Below are 13,309 nucleotides of genomic sequence, written 5' to 3' on the forward strand. Positions count from 1 at the left end.
GAACTCGATGCCGGTCCGATCGTGGCGACAATCTTGGTGGCGCGATGCATGTATCTCCTCGTCTGAGTGGTGTCGCTGGTAAACGGGCTGCGAGATGATGCGTCGGGCGCCTGGGGCAAAGCGCTCGTATTGGGGCTGGGTTGCGCGCCGGATCGAGCCGGCGTCGCTTTGACTTCATTCGATGCGGGAACCGCGGCCGCCGTGCCGGCAAGCGGCACCGCGACAGGTTCGGCAGGCAAGACCTGCACGGCCGCCTGCACCTGCGGGGCGGGGGTATCCCCGAGAGGCGTGGCGGCCGGCGCGCGGCGCACCGGTCGGGCGGGCCTGGCGGCCGGGCGCTTGTCCGACTTCGGAGCGCGCGCGCCCATGATCAGGCCCGCGACTCGAGCACTTCAACGGCCGGCAATGTCTTGCCCTCGAGGAATTCGAGGAAGGCGCCGCCGCCTGTCGAAATGTAGCTGACTTTGTCGTGGATGCCGTACTTGGCGATGGCCGCGAGCGTATCACCGCCGCCGGCGATCGAGAACGCGGGCGATTTCGCGATCGCCTCGGCCAGCGTCTTGGTGCCGTTGCCGAATTGATCGAACTCGAACACGCCGACGGGGCCGTTCCACACAATGGTGCCGGCGCTCGAAAGCTGCGTGGCGAGCGCCTTCGCCGTTTGCGGGCCGATGTCGAGAATCATGTCGTCGGCTTCGATGTCGGCGACGTTCTTGATCACGGCCGCGGCCGAGGACGAAAACTCCTTCGCCACGACGACGTCGGTCGGGATGGGCACCGACGCGCCACGTGCGCGGGCGCCTTCGATAATCGCCTTGGCCTCGTTCACGAGATCGGCCTCGGCGAGCGACTTGCCGATCTTCAGGCCGGCTGCGAGCATGAACGTATTGGCGATGCCGCCGCCGACGATCAGCTGATCGACCTTTTCGGCGAGCGACTTCAGGATCGTGAGCTTCGTCGACACCTTCGAGCCGGCGACGATCGCCACGAGCGGACGCTTCGGATTGCCGAGCGCCTTGCCGAGCGCGTCGAGCTCCGCCGCGAGCAACGGGCCGGCGCACGCGACCTTCGCGTACTTGGCGATGCCGTGCGTCGTGGCCTCGGCGCGGTGAGCCGTGCCGAAGGCATCATTGACATAGACGTCGCACAGCTGCGCCATCTTTTGCGCGAGCTCGTCGCTGTTTTTCTTCTCGCCCTTGTTGACGCGGCAGTTCTCGAGCAGGACCACCTGCCCGGGCGCGACGTTCACGCCGTTCTCGACCCAGTTGGCGACGAGCGGCACCTCGCGGCCGAGCAGTTCGGCCAGGCGCTTGGCGACAGGCGCGAGCGAATCCTCAGGCTTGAACTCGCCCTCGGTGGGACGCCCGAGGTGCGAGGTCACCATGACCGCCGCGCCGGCGGCCAGCGCCGCCTCGATGGCGGGCACGGACGCGCGGATGCGGGTGTCTTCGGTGATATTGCCTTGCTCGTCCTGCGGCACGTTGAGATCGGCGCGGATGAAGACGCGCTTGCCGGATAGCAAGCCCTTTGCGATCAGATCGGAGAGACGCAGTACTTGGCTCATGGGAATGTACGCATGCAGGTTGGTGGGCGGGCGAGTGCGCACGCCGCGAACGGGCGGACCCGGCTCGCAGCGAGAGCGGCAGTCGAGCATTTTAGCCGATCGTCCCGCCCGGGAAGCCGATCTCGCGACGAATGTCGCGTATTCGGCGAACGTATGTCGCAATTCGGGGTATTGCGTCGCGATCACGCGAACAGGCGCAGCAGCGTGTAGGCGAGCATGCCGACGACGATCGTCCCCACCATGCTGCGGCGCCAGAGAAACCAGGCGAGTCCGGCCAACGTGCCATAAAACGCATGGTTCGACAACGCGAACGAGATGCCCTGCGGGGTCTGCAGCACATCCGGCAGAACCACCGCGATCAATGCTGCGGCCGGCGCGAAGCGCAGCGCGCGCTGCACGCGTTCGGGCAGCACGGCGCGCTCGCCGCCGAGCAGGAAGAATGCCCGCGTCGCGGCCGTCACAAGCGTCCTGCCGATGATCGCAAGCCAGATTTCCGTCGCCGACATCGGTCAGGGCTCCTTATCGCCGAGATCGGCGCGGCTCGCCGCGGACGCCGTGGGCCTCGCCGCGCGGATGCGGCGCAAATCGGCGCGCTCGGCAACGAACTGCGCGATGCTGCCCGCCGCGATCGCGGCGAACACGGCGAGCGGCAACGAGAGCCGATAGGGCAGATCGATGGCGACAAGCGCGACGACGCCCGCCGACGCGACGGCCACGAGCATGGCTCGATTGATGACGGCGCTCACGATCAGCGGCACCAGAGCAAGGGTTCCCGCAAGATCGAGTCCCCAATTATCTGGAACGACGCTGGCGAGCAGGATGCCGGCGATCGACGAGACTTGCCAGAACACCCAGCTCAACAGCGACATCCCCCAGAAATACGCCTCCTTGCCCGGCACATACCCGTTTGCGAATGCCTTCTTCTGGAACAGCAGGTAGACGACATCGCCGTTGAAATAGCCAAGCGTCAGTCGCCGCCAGAACGATAAGTATGAAAAATGGGGGGCGAGCCCCGCGCTGAATATCACGAAGCGCGTATTGACCATCGCAGCCGTGAGCAGCACGGTCCAGATCGGCAGCTTGGCGGCCATGAGCGGCAGAACGGCAAGCTGCGACGAGCCCGCGTACACGAGCAGCGACATCGCGACCGCCTGCGGCACGCTCAAGACCGACTTGCTCATCGCGACGCCCGTGACGAGGCCCCACGAGAACATCGCCATCAGCGTCGGCGAATAGTCGCGCACGCCGCTCATGAAGGCGGTGCGGTCGGCGGGGCTGAGGCGAGAAAGCATGGGGGCGGGACGGCGGCGGGCTTTGCATGCGCCCCGCCGCGCATTCGAAACAGAAGGTGTCCGATTATAGAGGCGGAATCTGCGAAGCGCCCGTCAAGCGGCCACGCGGTGCCGGGAAGCGGGCAAAAGACGCTAAAATGGCGAACTCACTGGGGCAAAGCCCACCGCACCACTAGGAGATATCTATGTCAATGGCCGATCGTGACGGCAAGATCTGGATGGACGGCAAGCTGATCGACTGGCGCGACGCCAAGATCCACGTCCTCACGCACACGCTGCATTACGGCATGGGCGTCTTCGAGGGCGTGCGCGCGTACAAGACGGTCGACGGCGCCAGCGCGATCTTCCGCCTGAAAGAGCATACGAAGCGTCTGCTCAATTCGGCCAAGATCTTCCAGATGGACGTACCGTTCGACCATGAAACGCTGGCCGCCGCGCAATGCGAAGTCGTGCGCGAAAACAAGCTGGAGACGGCCTATCTGCGCCCGATCATCTGGGTCGGCTCGGAAAAGCTCGGTGTCTCGGCACGCGGCAACACTATCCATGTGGCGATCGCGGCCTGGCCGTGGGGCGCCTACCTGGGCGAGGAAGGCATCACCAAGGGAATCCGGGTGAAGACGTCGTCTTTCACGCGCCACCATGTCAACGTGTCGATGGTGCGTGCCAAGGCATCCGGCTGGTACGTGAATTCGATCCTCGCGAACCAGGAAGCCACGGCGGACGGCTATGACGAGGCGTTGCTGCTCGACGTCGACGGCTACGTGTCCGAAGGCTCGGGCGAGAACTTCTTCCTCGTCAACAACGGCAAGCTCTACACGCCGGATCTGGCGTCGTGCCTCGACGGTATCACGCGCGATACTGTGATCACGCTCGCACGCGACGCCGGCATCGAAGTCATCGAAAAACGGATCACGCGCGACGAGGTCTATACGGCCGACGAAGCCTTCTTCACGGGCACCGCGGCCGAAGTCACCCCGATCCGCGAACTCGACAACCGGATGATCGGCGCCGGCAAGCGCGGGCCGATCACGGAAAAACTTCAATCGGCGTTCTTCGACGTCATCGCGGGCAAGAACGCCAAGTACGCGCACTGGCTCACGAAGATCTGAACCGAGTCGAACCGCACCGAACGCCACACGCCATACCGCCAATAACGAGAACCCGTCTCATGAGCGAAACGAAGGAAATGCCGCTGGTCGAACTGTCGGCCAAAGATTTGCCCGCTTACTGCCCGAATCCGTCGATGCCGCGCTGGAGCGCGCATCCACGCGTATTCATCGACGTCTCGCACGGCGAGGCGCGCTGCCCGTATTGCGGCACGCGCTACAAGCTGCGCGACGGCGAAACCGTCAAGCACCACTGATTCGTCCGGCCCGCCCGGCTCCTCCGGTTCGTCCGCCCACTGGCGCGTGAGGCCGCCTCACTGGCGGCGTCGCGCGCGAGCGGCACGCCTTGCCCGGCCGGCACTGCCGGCCGCAGGCGACGAGCCGGGCGCGTCAGGGCGGCACGACTCGCACATTGACCGAATGCGGCGCCTACCATGCGCCGCATTCGTCTATTTATCGGATACCCACACTGATGCGTCGCGCGTTGGTTATCGCACCGAATTGGATCGGTGACGCATTGATGGCGCAGCCGCTGTTTTCGCTGCTCAAGCAACTCCATCCGCGCATCGTCATCGATGCGGTGGCGCCGACCTGGGTCGCGCCCGTGCTCGAGCGGATGCCCGAAATCAGCGAGGTCCATGCGACCGATCTCGCGCACGGCAAGCTGCAGCTCATGCGGCGCTGGCAGCTTGCGGGCGATTTGCGCGAGCATGGGTACGACGCCGCCTATGTCCTGCCGAATTCGCTCAAATCGGCGGTGATTCCCTGGCTGGCCGGCATTCGGCTGCGCATCGGTTATACGGGCGAAGGCCGCGTGGGCCTGCTCAACGTACGCCATTCGAATCCGAACAAGCGTGAGCGTGCGCCGATGGCGCCCCACTACGCCGCCCTCGCCTACGCGCCCGGGGCAGACGTGCCCAATCTCGCAAGCAGGCTGCGCATGCCGCACCTCGAAGCCGATCCGAACGAATCGGTGCGCGTCTCCGCGCGTTTTCATCTGGATACGCGCGTGCCGCTCCTGGTGTTCTGCCCGGGCGCCGAATACGGCACGGCCAAACGCTGGCCGGCCGAGCATTTCGCCGCGCTCGCACGGATGGTCGGCCAGTCGTTCCCCTACACGCAAATCGTCGCGCTCGGCTCGAACAAGGACGCTCCGCTTGCCCAGGCGATCGCGGGCGAAGCGCCGAACGTGCGCAACCTCTGCGGGCAAACCTCGCTCGGCGAAGCGTGCGCCCTGATCGCGCGCGCGGGTGCCGTCGTCAGCAACGATTCGGGCCTCATGCATGTCGCGGCCGCGCTACGCCGTCCGCTGGTTGCCATCTATGGCTCGAGCGATCCGCGCCATACGCCGCCTTTGTCCGACTTCGCGAAGGTACAATGGCTGCATCTCGAGTGCAGCCCGTGTTTTGCCCGCGAGTGTCCGCTGGGTCATTTGCGCTGCCTGCGCGAGCTGTCGCCTGAGCAAGTGTTCGCCGATTTGCGTGCGATGTTGCTCGGCGAGCGCTGACGCACGGAAGCGCGCGCGCCTTTATGCGTTCATTGATTCGTGGGCGCCGCACGCCGAGCCTGAACGACCGTATTGCCAAGCCCGCTGCGCGGATTGATGCGCGGCGGAGCGATTTGCCTGACGGCGCGTTTTTGCGCGATACCTACGAGCCCAAAGAGCCATGCCACGTTTTGCCCGCTTGTTCGAAGCCGCAACCGATACGCTCAACGCGTTCTATCAGGCCGTCGCCGACGGCAGCATCGATGCGCTGATGGCCCTTTGGATCGACGAAGAGTTCGCGAGCTACGTCAATGCGGGCGGAGCGCACTGGCACGGCGTGGATCAAATCCGCGCGGGGCTGGTCGCGCTGGCTGACGCGCGCACGCTGCCGGCGGCCATCGAGCCGCTCGACGTGCGCGTCTATGACAGTCTCGGCACGGTCGTCTACACGGTCGCGGAAGCGCATCGGCTGCAGGAGCCGCTGGTGCCGCCGCGGATGGTCTACGCAACGTACGTCATGGTTCACGAGCGCGGCGAATGGCGAATCGCCCACATTCATGCGAGCCCGATGCCGGAAGAAACGGCCAGCGAGTTCGCAGCGAAAATTCGACACGGACAAGGCGCATTGCACTAACCGGCCGGCAGCGAACAGCCGGTCGAGGCGGTTAAAGGATTTGAGGACGGTCATGAGCATCACGCATGACAAACCGGTTTCGTCACCGGCCGCCCAGGCCGCGGCCACCGACAGGCTCGTTCAATTGCTCTATAACCCGCCCCGATGGCTGCCCACGAGCCACGCCCAGACGATCGTTCCGGCCCTGTTTGCGCGCCGGCCGGCCGTCGACTACCGCCGCGAACGCTGGGATACGCCCGACGGCGATTTCATCGAACTCGATTGGCTCGCCTATCAAGCCGGCGAAACCGCGCCGCCGCCTGACGCGCCGCTGTTCGTGCTGTTTCACGGGTTGGAAGGCAGTTCCGATTCGCACTACGCACGCGTGCTGATGGCGTCGGCGCGCGCCATGGGCTGGCACGGTGTCGTGCCGCACTTTCGCAGTTGCAGCGGACCGCTCAATCTTGCGCCGCGGTTTTATCACCTGGCGGATAGCGCCGAGGTGGACTGGGTCTTGCGCCGCCTCCATGCGCTGCATCGCGGGCCGCTGGTTGTGGCCGGTGTTTCGCTCGGCGGCAACGTGTTATTGCGCTGGCTCGGCGAGCGCGGAACGGATGCGGCCTTCGTCTCGGCGGCCGCGGCCATCTCCACGCCGCTGGATGTCCATGCCGGCGGGCGGGCGCTGTCGCAAGGATTCGCGCTGGTCTATACGATGAGCTTTTTGAAGACGCTCAAACGCAAGGCGCTGAGCAAACTCGAGCAATACCCTGGCCTGTTCGACCGGGACGCCGTGCTGGCGTGCCGGACGATGTACGAGTACGACAATGTGGTGACGGCGCCGATCCACGGCTTCCGCGATACCGAGGAATACTGGACGCGCGCCACCACGCGCCCGCTGTTGCCGGACGTGGTCGTGCCGACGCTCGTGCTCAATGCGCGCAACGACCCGTTCCTGCCGAGCGCCGCGCTGCCCACGCGTGCGGAAGTCTCCCCGGCGATCGAACTCGATCAGCCCGAGGCAGGCGGACACGTCGGCTTCATGACGGGCCCCTTCCCGGGGCGGATCGATTGGTTGCCGCGGCGCGTGTTCAATTTTCTGGAACCGTTCGCGAACAATGGATGACATCGTCAAGGCCGCGCTCGCCAAATGGCCCAACGTGCCGCACTGCACGGGCTGGCTGCTGCTCGATCGGCGTGGCCAGTGGCGAATGCGCGACGAAGGGGCCCAAGCGCGTGGCGAGCTCGGAACGCCGATCCGCCATGCCGCGCTGATCGGCTTCATCGAGCGGAACTACGAACGCGACGATAGTGGGTGCTGGTTCTTTCAGAATGGGCCGCAGCGCGTGTATGTGGAGTTGGCTTATACGCCGTGGGTGGTGCGGCTGGCGCTGCCTTCGCCCGGGGCCCCGGCGCTCAAGGATCAGACGGGTACTTCGTTCGAGCCGGCGGCGGTGCTCGTCGACGATGAAGGCGGGGTGCTGTTCGTCGATGATTCGGAGCGTGGGCGCGTGGCCGTGCTACATGACCACGACCTCGATCTGTTCTCGCAGTTGGCGACGCTCGACGAGACGGGATTGAACGGAAGCTTCGATTGGCGCGCGGATCGGACGCTGGCGATCGGGACGGTGCGCCGCGCCGACGTACCAGCCCGGTTCGGCTTCGTTGCGAGCCCGGCTCTGGCACAACCGCATTGAGCTCCCTGCGCCGGGCCGGTGGGCGGCGGCTGCTAAGATAGGCGCCCCTCGAAGGAGCACGACATGCCTGAATTGACCCATTTCGACGCAGCCGGCCAAGCCCATATGGTCGATGTCGGCGGCAAGGACGAAACGAAGCGGATCGCCATCGCACGCGGCTCGATCCGGATGAAGCCCGAGACGCTGGCGCTGATCCGCGACGGTCATGCGAAGAAAGGCGACGTGCTCGGCGTCGCGCGCATCGCTGCGATTCAAGGTGCGAAGCGCACCTCCGATTTGATCCCGCTGTGTCATCCGCTCGCGCTGACGCGCGTGGCCATCGAGTTTGCGCTCGATGAAGCGCTGCCGGGCGTGCATTGCACGGCACAGGTTGAAACGCTGGGGCGCACTGGGGTGGAAATGGAGGCGCTGACGGCCGTGCAGGTGGGGCTGCTGACCGTCTATGACATGTGCAAGGCCGTCGATCGGGGGATGGTGATCACCGATGTCGGCGTGCAGGAAAAGCACGGGGGGAAATCGGGGGATTGGGTGGCTGGGAGTTAAGGCCTCTATGGCCCTTGTTTCATAAGGCTTTTTATCATCGTCCAGCTACATCTACTGTCGGTGGCTTTCTTGCAGCGCACGCAGCTACGCATTACGCCATCGGGCGACCACATCCAACAAACAGGCGGCATTCGCATGAATTGGATACTCGACCGCATCGCGCTGGTCCTCACGGCGATCGCGTGCGCATTGGGCGCGTGGGCGTTCTACCACTACACCGGGCAATGGTCCGGGCCGATCATCATGACCGCCGTGATTGTCGGGCTGTTCGCCGAGAACCATCGGCTTCGGAAGCTACTCGCGGCGAACGGTATCGAGTCCCGGCCTCGACGGCGTCGCAACACCTAACGATGGTGGCCTTAACCACCAGGATCGTTGTCGTCAGGCCCGTAAATATCGAGACCGAGCTCAATGTGCCGTGACCCTAACGCGAACAAGGTCGCCGCTGAAAGCGATTCGCCGTCGTTCCATCGACCCATGAAGAGACCGCAAAACATATCGACCTTGCAGGAGGCCGTGATCGCTTCCCAGACGTTGAGATCGTCGGTCATCTCGGCGAGAAGCGCCCCGATCTGCGCATCGAGGTTTCCCGGTTCGCACGCGGTCGTCGCTCGCAACCACATCCCGAATCCGGCAATGCGCTTTCGTCCGGTTTTCTTTCCAACGATTTCGTCGCCCTTTGCATACGCATACGTCGGAGCACAGCGAAGTAGTCGCGTGATTTCGCTTGGGACGAGTTCGTCGCCACTGATACGAAGTGATGCCTTCGTCCGTTGCAGACGGCCCATATCATCTCTCTTTCAGTTGGCTGTCCGCCCCTAGACGCTCTGGAACAGGGCGGCAGTCATCCTTTTAAGCAGTCAGCCATTCAATCGCTGCTGTCGCCGTCATCCCCTTCATCCTCAGCCGCCTTCGGCGCCGGCCCATACCGTTTGGCCAACTCCGCCTTGAACGGTGCCAGCTTCGGCTCGTCGTCGCAGAGCCCGTACAACGCCGACAACTGCGCCGGCCAATCGTGCAGTACCTCCGCGAAGATCTTCAGCCGTTCCACCGTATCGAGCGCTTGATCCTGCTTGCCATCGAGCGCGAGCAATGCAGCGTATCGCCGCAGCACGGTCTCCCCGGGCAACAGCGCCAGCGCCTTCGCGTGCATGTCGAGCTTCGTCTGCAAGCCCTCGCTATCGATCGGCAGCAGCGTAGCCATGCCGTATTCGCCCCATGCCCCGAACAACACCGACGGCGCAGCCCGATATTCGTCGGCGGGATGCGCGCCGTAGTACAGCACTTCGGCGCGAGCGTAATCGCGATAAATCGGCATCAGCGCGGCAAACCCGCCCAACACCACCGCAATCTGCAATCCGAGTGCGAACCGCCCAGGCACGAATGCCAGCGGCTTCGTTTCCAAGATCCCGAAGGCGAACATCGCCGGCAGCAAGAAGAACATGTACTGCTGCGGATACTCGACCAGTGCGTGCATGAGCAGCGCGCCAATCAGCGCGAGACCGAATACGCGTTCGGCCGTATGCCGCGCGCGCAACACCCGCCACAACCAGGCCAACAGGCCGAGCAGAACGATGCCGAGGCCGAGGATGCCCGTCTTCGCGAGCAAATCGATCACGATGTCGTGCGAATTGTTGGCGATTTCAACGTCGCCGAGCTGCCTCACGAGTTCGAACTCGAAACGCGGAAACTCCCCCCAGCCGACCCCGAGCAGCGGATGCCCTTTGAACATCGTCCATCCATACTTCCACATCGCAAGGCGCAGCACGAACTGCCCTTTGTCCTGAAAACGGTGCGCGGCCGAGACGTCCAGACCAAGCTGCAGCCGCACGTTCGCCCAGCGCACAGCCAGGTTCACGCCGATGAACAGCACGACGAGCAGAACGGGAATGATCCACCCCCGCATGCGGCGATGCGAGAAGCCATTGCTCCGCGGCGCGACGAGCGCCATCCAAAAACCCGCGACGACGACGACAGCCGTCTGCAGCCACGGCCCGCGCGATACCGTCAACGCCTGCCCCAGCACGCAGATCGCCGACACGGCCGCCCAGACGAATAGGTTCAAGCGACGCGTCTGCACGAGATACATCGCCGCGGCGAGCGCAAACGCAATCACCGTCGCCAGATGGTTCGCTTGTGCCATGTTGCCGAACGGGCGCCGGTCGGTCGTGATGTGATAGGCCACGACGAAAGGCGAAAGCTTCGCTTCGAGATGCAGCAGTTGCACGACCTGGCAGAAGACGGCGAACAAGCCGCCCGCGATCAATGCGCCCGCCATCCAGCGCAAGGCCGTATCGGCCACGCCCGCCCGCACGAAGCCGTACCCCGCTTGCGTCGCCATGAAGCCCGCCAGCAGAAAGCCAGCACCTAGCCAAGCCATCGAGGGCTGTGCAAGCGGCAGCACGAATGTCTGTAAGACGAGCAGCGCACCGAGGGCAAGCGGCACGAGCGCGACGGCCGGCATCGCAAACTGCGCGCGCGGCCTTTCCGACATCAACAGCAGCAAAACCGACCCGCCGACGAGCAGATAGAGCGAGAGCGCCGTGAACTCGGCATAAAACGTAGGGATCGGGTACGTATGGTTCGTGACCGCGTAAGGCAGCAGCACCGCGAAGGCCAAGGACGCAAACGACAAATGACGGGCAAATGGAGAAGTCATGAGGATAGGGGTGCAAGCAACCGGCGCACTATACAAAAATTTCCTTTCAGTGTGCGCAGCCGTCGGCCCCTTTTTGTTGTATTCAGGTGCGGCATTCGGGCGGCGCGAGCTTGGCCGGCAAAGTGGCCGCCGCAACCGGCATCGGCCCGGCACCGGGCGCGGGCAGAGACGACTCCTGCTTGCCCGACGCAAAGCATTCCCACGTCAACGCGCCGCCGTGTACGAGACCGGACTCTAATGCGATACGGGATGTGGGCGGATCGGACTCATCCGGCGACGACGGCACGAGCATAAGGGTGTCGCTACCGGCTGGCGCCACGCGCGCCGTGTAACGAATGGAAATTTCGCCGGTGGTGTCGTCGATGGCGATTGCCTCGATATTGCGTGTCGCGGGCGGCGCAACGTAGCCGCTACTGAACGGACTGCCCGCCGCGGCGTTCTCGGCGACCGCAAGGCGCGCGCCCGAGGCCAGCGACAGGCCCTCGCCCACACGACTGCGAGCAAGGTAGTCCTGATAGGCGGGTACGGCATAGGCGGCGACGATTCCGACGATCGCAAGGACGATCATCAGCTCGATCAACGTAAAACCGCCCCGGGCGCGGCGATCGGCGCGAGCGCGCAACGCGACGATCAACACACGATAAGCAAACGAACTAATAGCGGCAGACATCGGCAGATACGCTCCTCGAACGGCGGCCCGCCTCCGGATGGACGGGCAACGAGTGCTCAGCGTATCGGCGATGGTTCAGCCCGGGCAGTCGGCTGCATGGCTAATGCGTTCGATCACTGCGAGAGCGCGGATCGACGCGAACGGGCCCAACGAGGCCTTCGAGGCCTTCGAGCCTGCCTTTAATGCGTATGGTGCGACCCGGACGCCTCGGCCGCCAGCCGCCGATGCTGCCGGCGCCTGATCCAATATCCAAGCAGCACGACCAGCAACGCGCCCGCGATATGTGCCCCATACTCGGCCACCGGCGTATCGAGCAGCGGCCAGCGGTCGCCTGCGGGATCATTGATGATGAGCCCGCCTGCAATCCAACCGAGCAGTGCGGCGCCGAGCGTGACGATGACAGGAAACCGATCGAGCATGCGCAGCACGAGCGTGCTGCCCCAGACGATCAACGGAATGCTCACGACGAGGCCGAAGATGACGAGCGCAATCCGATGATCCGGATCGGCCGTTTCGGCGGCGCCCGCGATCGCGATCACGTTGTCGAGGCTCATGACGGCATCGGCCACGATGATCGTCTTGATCGCCGAAATGAGCTTATCGGCGGGTTTAATGTTCTCGTGCGATTCATGAGACGGCGCGAGCAGACGCACACCGATCCACAGCAGCAGCAGCCCACCGCCGAACTTCAGGAACGGCACGTCGAGCAGGGCCACAGCGAACGCGATCAGGACGACGCGCAAGACAATGGCACCGACCGTTCCCCACAGAACGCCCTGCATCCGTTGCGATGCCGGCAACTTGCGGCACGCGAGCGCAATCACCACGGCGTTGTCGCCGCCCAGCAGGATATCGATGATGACGATCTGAAAAACCGCCGGCCAATGAAGGGTCGTAAAAAATTCGAGCATAGCGTCGAGCATGAGGGCAATCGCCGTTCCAGGGCAAGCAGAGGGCGACAGCGATAAAAAAGCGAGGGAGCATGGCTTGCTCCCTCGCTTCCTTTTCGCCTGTCGGAAGCCTTACGAAATAATTTCGCAAGGATACCAAAACGGCTCATCGGCTGCGCCCAACGCAACGCGTCAGACGCAAGCCTTGCGCAGCATCTTACAGAATCGACTTCAGCAGACGACCCATCTCCGACGGGTTGCGCGTCACCTTGATGCCGCAGCCGTCCATGATTTCGAGCTTCGCGTCGGCCGTATCGGCACCGCCCGAGATCAGCGCGCCGGCGTGGCCCATGCGCTTGCCCGGAGGCGCCGTTACACCGGCGATGAAGCCGACGACGGGCTTCTTCATATTGTCCTTGATCCAGTAAGCGGCATTCGCTTCGTCCGGACCGCCGATTTCACCGATCATGATCACGGCGTCCGTATCCGGATCGTCGTTGAACATCTTCATGACGTCGATGTGCTTCAGGCCGTTGATCGGATCGCCACCGATGCCGACCGCCGACGATTGGCCGAGGCCGAGCGCCGTCAGTTGCCCCACGGCTTCGTACGTCAACGTGCCCGAACGCGACACGACGCCGATACGGCCCTTGCGGTGGATGTGGCCCGGCATGATGCCGATCTTCAGTTCGTCCGGCGTGATCGTGCCCGGGCAGTTCGGTCCCAGCAGCAGCGTCTTGCGGTTTTCACGGCGCATACGATCGCGCACTTCGATCATGTCGCGAACCGGAA

General features: G+C 64.3%; 15 protein-coding genes and 1 pseudogene. 8 read left to right on the top strand and 8 right to left on the bottom strand.

The genetic code is table 11. The annotated features are described in order from the left end of the window. Window positions 1-370: 370 nt before the first annotated feature. From ACTHL0_RS24635 to ACTHL0_RS24645, 3 genes are all read right to left on the bottom strand, one after another. Window positions 371-1,564 (bottom strand): phosphoglycerate kinase, encoded by a 1,194-nt coding sequence (locus tag ACTHL0_RS24635; RefSeq protein ID WP_440569683.1) that lies wholly within the window; start codon window positions 1,562-1,564, stop codon window positions 371-373. Window positions 1,565-1,746: 182 nt separating this feature from the next. Then, window positions 1,747-2,070 (bottom strand): AzlD domain-containing protein, encoded by a 324-nt coding sequence (locus ACTHL0_RS24640; RefSeq protein WP_440569684.1) that lies wholly within the window; start codon window positions 2,068-2,070, stop codon window positions 1,747-1,749. A 3-nt stretch (window positions 2,071-2,073) separates the two neighbouring features. Continuing rightward, a complete protein-coding gene (locus tag ACTHL0_RS24645; RefSeq protein ID WP_440569685.1) occupies window positions 2,074-2,856 on the bottom strand; it encodes an AzlC family ABC transporter permease in 783 nt (260 codons plus the stop codon). A 185-nt stretch (window positions 2,857-3,041) separates the two neighbouring features. On the opposite strand from ACTHL0_RS24645, the gene ACTHL0_RS24650 reads away from it, so the two are divergent. The 8 genes from ACTHL0_RS24650 to ACTHL0_RS24685 all read left to right on the top strand — a co-directional run bounded on the left by ACTHL0_RS24650 (window position 3,042) and on the right by ACTHL0_RS24685 (window position 8,646). Continuing rightward, a complete protein-coding gene (locus tag ACTHL0_RS24650) occupies window positions 3,042-3,965 on the top strand; it encodes a branched-chain amino acid transaminase (RefSeq protein WP_440569686.1) in 924 nt (307 codons plus the stop codon). A 59-nt stretch (window positions 3,966-4,024) separates the two neighbouring features. Then, window positions 4,025-4,219, top strand: coding sequence for a zinc-finger domain-containing protein (locus ACTHL0_RS24655; protein WP_440569687.1), 195 nt, complete (start codon window positions 4,025-4,027; stop codon window positions 4,217-4,219). Window positions 4,220-4,434: 215 nt separating this feature from the next. Further along, a complete protein-coding gene (gene waaF, locus ACTHL0_RS24660; RefSeq protein ID WP_440569688.1) occupies window positions 4,435-5,469 on the top strand; it encodes a lipopolysaccharide heptosyltransferase II in 1,035 nt (344 codons plus the stop codon). 160 nt (window positions 5,470-5,629) lie between these two features. Continuing rightward, window positions 5,630-6,082: a nuclear transport factor 2 family protein gene (locus ACTHL0_RS24665; RefSeq protein WP_440569689.1), complete on the top strand. Its 453-nt coding sequence runs from the start codon at window positions 5,630-5,632 to the stop codon at window positions 6,080-6,082. Window positions 6,083-6,134: 52 nt separating this feature from the next. Then, a complete protein-coding gene (locus ACTHL0_RS24670) occupies window positions 6,135-7,184 on the top strand; it encodes a YheT family hydrolase (protein ID WP_440569690.1) in 1,050 nt (349 codons plus the stop codon). Then, window positions 7,177-7,755: a DUF2946 family protein gene (locus tag ACTHL0_RS24675; RefSeq protein ID WP_440569691.1), complete on the top strand. Its 579-nt coding sequence runs from the start codon at window positions 7,177-7,179 to the stop codon at window positions 7,753-7,755. Before ACTHL0_RS24670 ends, ACTHL0_RS24675 begins: the two co-directional genes overlap by 8 nt. 63 nt (window positions 7,756-7,818) lie before the next feature. After that, a complete protein-coding gene (gene moaC / locus ACTHL0_RS24680; protein ID WP_440569692.1) occupies window positions 7,819-8,298 on the top strand; it encodes a cyclic pyranopterin monophosphate synthase MoaC in 480 nt (159 codons plus the stop codon). Window positions 8,299-8,433: 135 nt separating this feature from the next. Next, window positions 8,434-8,646, top strand: a complete 213-nt coding sequence (locus tag ACTHL0_RS24685) for a hypothetical protein (RefSeq protein ID WP_440569693.1) — start codon at window positions 8,434-8,436, stop codon at window positions 8,644-8,646. 11 nt (window positions 8,647-8,657) lie between these two features. Here the strand turns inward: ACTHL0_RS24685 and ACTHL0_RS24690 are convergent, their stop codons facing one another. From ACTHL0_RS24690 to ACTHL0_RS24710, 5 genes and pseudogenes are all read right to left on the bottom strand, one after another. Further along, the gene (locus ACTHL0_RS24690; RefSeq protein ID WP_440569694.1) at window positions 8,658-9,086 is read right to left on the bottom strand and encodes a DUF4279 domain-containing protein; all 429 of its coding nucleotides are present in this window, start codon (window positions 9,084-9,086) and stop codon (window positions 8,658-8,660) included. 80 nt (window positions 9,087-9,166) lie between these two features. Then, window positions 9,167-10,957 (bottom strand): PglL family O-oligosaccharyltransferase, encoded by a 1,791-nt coding sequence (locus ACTHL0_RS24695; protein WP_440569695.1) that lies wholly within the window; start codon window positions 10,955-10,957, stop codon window positions 9,167-9,169. An 82-nt stretch (window positions 10,958-11,039) separates the two neighbouring features. Then, a complete protein-coding gene (locus ACTHL0_RS24700) occupies window positions 11,040-11,627 on the bottom strand; it encodes a pilin (protein WP_440569696.1) in 588 nt (195 codons plus the stop codon). Window positions 11,628-11,806: 179 nt separating this feature from the next. Further along, window positions 11,807-12,538, bottom strand: coding sequence for a TerC family protein (locus ACTHL0_RS24705; RefSeq protein ID WP_440569697.1), 732 nt, complete (start codon window positions 12,536-12,538; stop codon window positions 11,807-11,809). Window positions 12,539-12,734: 196 nt separating this feature from the next. After that, window positions 12,735-13,309, bottom strand: a pseudogene (locus ACTHL0_RS24710) (succinate--CoA ligase subunit alpha); the annotation flags it as partial.

The organism is Trinickia sp., from assembly GCF_051961175.1.
Lineage (GTDB): Bacteria > Pseudomonadota > Gammaproteobacteria > Burkholderiales > Burkholderiaceae > Trinickia.

What these genes read in the sequence shown, in the direction of transcription:
- ACTHL0_RS24635 (WP_440569683.1), bottom strand. Translation starts at nt 1,564, where the DNA reads ATGAGCCAAGTACTGCGTCTCTCCGATCTGATCGCAAAGGGCTTGCTA.
- ACTHL0_RS24640 (WP_440569684.1), bottom strand. Translation starts at nt 2,070, where the DNA reads ATGTCGGCGACGGAAATCTGGCTTGCGATCATCGGCAGGACGCTTGTG.
- ACTHL0_RS24645 (WP_440569685.1), bottom strand. Translation starts at nt 2,856, where the DNA reads ATGCTTTCTCGCCTCAGCCCCGCCGACCGCACCGCCTTCATGAGCGGC.
- ACTHL0_RS24650 (WP_440569686.1), top strand. Translation starts at nt 3,042, where the DNA reads ATGTCAATGGCCGATCGTGACGGCAAGATCTGGATGGACGGCAAGCTG.
- ACTHL0_RS24655 (WP_440569687.1), top strand. Translation starts at nt 4,025, where the DNA reads ATGAGCGAAACGAAGGAAATGCCGCTGGTCGAACTGTCGGCCAAAGAT.
- waaF (WP_440569688.1), top strand. Translation starts at nt 4,435, where the DNA reads ATGCGTCGCGCGTTGGTTATCGCACCGAATTGGATCGGTGACGCATTG.
- ACTHL0_RS24665 (WP_440569689.1), top strand. Translation starts at nt 5,630, where the DNA reads ATGCCACGTTTTGCCCGCTTGTTCGAAGCCGCAACCGATACGCTCAAC.
- ACTHL0_RS24670 (WP_440569690.1), top strand. Translation starts at nt 6,135, where the DNA reads ATGAGCATCACGCATGACAAACCGGTTTCGTCACCGGCCGCCCAGGCC.
- ACTHL0_RS24675 (WP_440569691.1), top strand. Translation starts at nt 7,177, where the DNA reads ATGGATGACATCGTCAAGGCCGCGCTCGCCAAATGGCCCAACGTGCCG.
- moaC (WP_440569692.1), top strand. Translation starts at nt 7,819, where the DNA reads ATGCCTGAATTGACCCATTTCGACGCAGCCGGCCAAGCCCATATGGTC.
- ACTHL0_RS24685 (WP_440569693.1), top strand. Translation starts at nt 8,434, where the DNA reads ATGAATTGGATACTCGACCGCATCGCGCTGGTCCTCACGGCGATCGCG.
- ACTHL0_RS24690 (WP_440569694.1), bottom strand. Translation starts at nt 9,086, where the DNA reads ATGGGCCGTCTGCAACGGACGAAGGCATCACTTCGTATCAGTGGCGAC.
- ACTHL0_RS24695 (WP_440569695.1), bottom strand. Translation starts at nt 10,957, where the DNA reads ATGACTTCTCCATTTGCCCGTCATTTGTCGTTTGCGTCCTTGGCCTTC.
- ACTHL0_RS24700 (WP_440569696.1), bottom strand. Translation starts at nt 11,627, where the DNA reads ATGTCTGCCGCTATTAGTTCGTTTGCTTATCGTGTGTTGATCGTCGCG.
- ACTHL0_RS24705 (WP_440569697.1), bottom strand. Translation starts at nt 12,538, where the DNA reads ATGCTCGAATTTTTTACGACCCTTCATTGGCCGGCGGTTTTTCAGATC.